At 53.3% G+C, this 3156-nt stretch carries 1 protein-coding gene and 1 tRNA gene; one reads left to right on the top strand and one right to left on the bottom strand.

Features of this window, described 5'->3' with window-relative positions:
• The coding region (locus ACOSYY_RS16955; protein WP_421663971.1) for a formylglycine-generating enzyme family protein at positions 1 to 1098 on the top strand (1098 nt) is incomplete at its 5' end.
• 1917 nt (positions 1099 to 3015) lie between these two features.
• Here the strand turns inward: ACOSYY_RS16955 and ACOSYY_RS16950 are convergent.
• Positions 3016 to 3093: transfer RNA gene (locus tag ACOSYY_RS16950), tRNA-Glu, on the bottom strand.
• Positions 3094 to 3156 lie beyond the last annotated feature (63 nt).

Raw genomic sequence — 3156 nt, 5'->3', positions numbered from 1 at the left:
CCGTCGAATGTACAGGCTCATGTAAACCTGGCTGAAGCCTGCCGAAGCGTAGAAGCCTGGGCTTGCGCGGAAGAACATTACGAGACCGCATTGCACCTGGACGCCAAGTCCGGGGCAACCGGATCGACACAACCACGCTTGCGAAAAGCGACAGTGTGGCGGTCGCTCGAAGAAGTGACGGCATGGCGGTTGCTGTCTGATGCGAAGATCCTGATAAGCGGAGAGAAAATGTCTCCTGAAAAGATACGGCAAGTGGAGGAGGCTCTGGACAGCGCCAATGAGTTGGGTCTCAACAATGACCAACTGGCCCTCTATCAACAGCTGCAGATGAAACTTCCACGGCAGCGAGCCGTTGCTGTATCAACCAAACTGCCGTCAAGCGGCTCATCCGTAGCAGTGGCGCAGGCCCAGACCCAAGATATGCCCATGGCGCTGGTGGCGGCAGGGGAATTCACGATGGGAAGCAATCTCGGAGATGACGAAAAGCCCGTGCGGCGCGTGTACCTGAATGCTTTCTATATGGACAAATTTGAGGTGACGGTCGGGCAATATGCCAGGTACCTGGAAGTGACGGACATGGAAGAGCCTCCGGACTGGAATATGATGAATCAACCTCAGCATCAGAGACGGCCGGTCGTCAATGTCAGTTGGGAGGATGCCGTTAACTATTGCAAATGGGCCGGCAAGCGCCTGCCGACGGAAGCGGAATGGGAAAAAGCGGCTCGGGGAACCGATGGACGCATCTATCCCTGGGGCAATGAAGCTCCGACTCGGCTCCACGCCAATTACGGGAGAAAAGAATGGGACAACCATCAGGCTTTAACCCCCGTTGGGTCATTCGAAGAGGGAAAGAGTCCCTATGGGATTTATGACATGTCCGGCAATGCTTGGGAGTGGGTTTTCGATTGGTACGACCATGACTTTTATAAGAAAGGCCCGAAAAAGAATCCGATCGGGCCGGCGAAGGGGGAAGGCAAGGTGGTACGCGGCGGCTCCTGGTTATATGTTCCGGAGTTCCTGCGATCCGCGCACCGATTCGATGCGCAACCGACGAACCGGCTCTTTGGATATGGGTTCCGTTGCGCAAAGACGCCGTAGCGTTCATGCCAGAGTCAGTTGTTAGAGCGTGGAGACATTGACCATGGTATCCGATTGGTATCGGGGAGTTGGGAAGCCGTGGACTTTCGGCAACTGTTTTCGGCCTTTCCATGTAGGCCTGGAACGGGTCTTGAGGTTCTTCTTCGATGGCATGCTTCAATTAAATCAGGGAACATGCCATTGCCTGAGGGGAGTTTGATGAACTTTCGTCTATGTGAGCTCTAAGCGTTCGGCGCGATCGGTTATTTCTTTATCACCTGTCAGCTTGCAAAGCTGAATGCCATTTGCCTGGGATCAGTGACCCTAGGCTGAGAATCCCTTTAGGCCTTTGTGGAAAGTGCGCGATGCGGTGTGGGCCTCGGCTGCTGGCCATCGAAACGATGGCCAATATCTCGACGCCAAGCGCTCATAAACTTCCGTAATGGACCATGGGGAAAACCCATCCTTACGTACACCACGTGTCCTCTTTCCCTGGTCCCACTGGCGCACGCGATACCTACGCGCGACAAAGGAAACTGGATGCATAGGAGCCATGTCGAACGTAACCAGGTTGTCATTGTCTGTGGTATCGTGGATTGAGAAGACGCCTACAGCTTTGTTCCGCCACAGCAGGACGTCCCGGATCTCAGGAACCCTCTTTACATATGTCTTGCAGGCCGCGGCGATGCGCTTCCGTCCCTCCTTGGTCTCCAGATCCTTGCGACTGATGGCACCGTTGTGTAGAGACGCTAGGAAGCCCACGAGACTCACATAGTTACATAACGACACCCCAAACCAGTGGAAGTGACATTCCAGCATGCGAGTCATCCGCAGGTCGGTATCAGGGTGGACAGTACGTGTCCTTGCATTGTTTCCGCGGCGAAATGGCTCTTCCGTCCGCCAAACTGTAAGCGCAATGTGAGTCAAGCCCATCTCAAGAGACATGAGAGTCGAGATCTCAAAGATACCGGTATCTACGGAAACCGTGATAGGTACCGCGTGGTCGATGATGACATTCAGACTTGGTTCGCTGTTTGACACAGTGCTCCTTGTGGCGTCGGCGGTTTCTCGTAGAGTGTGGGCCAGCTCTTTCCTTTCCTTTCCTCTCGCCATTGCTTCAGACGCTAGAACCTTTGTGAACCACAAAGCCGAGCATTTTATGTCATCTTCTCGCGGTACTTCTTCAACAGATCCTTCGCAGCTTCTTCACTTCTTGAAACGACCCATCTCGCACCAAAACTTAACCCCCTCCCACTTTTTAGATTCTTGAAGCAGAGCCACTGTCTTTGAACAATTGTTTGAATTAATGACCTCGCTCAATTCTGCGTCAAAATGGTCAGCGTCGAAGGTTGCGACATGAGCTCGAAAGTCAGGGGCTGATGGAGTATTGCGATAAAGAGTAAATACCTCTTTTTCAGAGAGGCCTGACCAACTACATGCTGTGAGGAAGCAGGTAACCGCCACAAGGAGGTAACCAAGAGGCCGGAAACCGTAAAAATACTCCATATATGTACCTTTCTCTTGATTAAGTTGGATCAAGTCTATTGTTGCCCGTAATTGGTGTCAAGCGGAGGGTTATGACCTCGGTCGTCAGGCTTCAACTGAGCTCGATACCTGGAGGGCAGTAGACCCGCCAGCGCGTCAGGGGGTCGCTCCTCGTTATCACGCTGTAACCACTCGGCACTGGCCGCGTCACCTACGACCGGCCCGTGGTGGACTAGGCGCAGCGCGATGCGCGGGGGATCGCCGCGCTGATGTTTGTGCCAGAACGTCCTCCGTTCAGACTGTCAAATGAGGGGAAGCTTACAAAACGTTTGGAAGTTTAGGAAAACAGACATCGAAGCCGCCATACAAGACCTTTTAGGATCAGCCTAGCCAATCCCACCGTTAGCCGATTAGATACTATTTAGGCACTGCATTTTTGTAGCAGAAAGAAGATGGTGGTCCCAACGGGATTCGAACCCGTGTTTAAGCCTTGAGAGGGCTCCGTCCTAGGCCAGGCTAGACGATGGGACCATCCAGAACGGTCTAAAGAGTGGACCGTAGCATAAGCGGTTTTCCGTTTGCAACGAAGCGCTG

Source organism: Nitrospira sp. BLG_2 (genome assembly GCF_049222245.1).
Note: the sequence above shows the minus strand (reverse complement) of the source record. Positions and strands in the feature narration are given on the sequence as shown.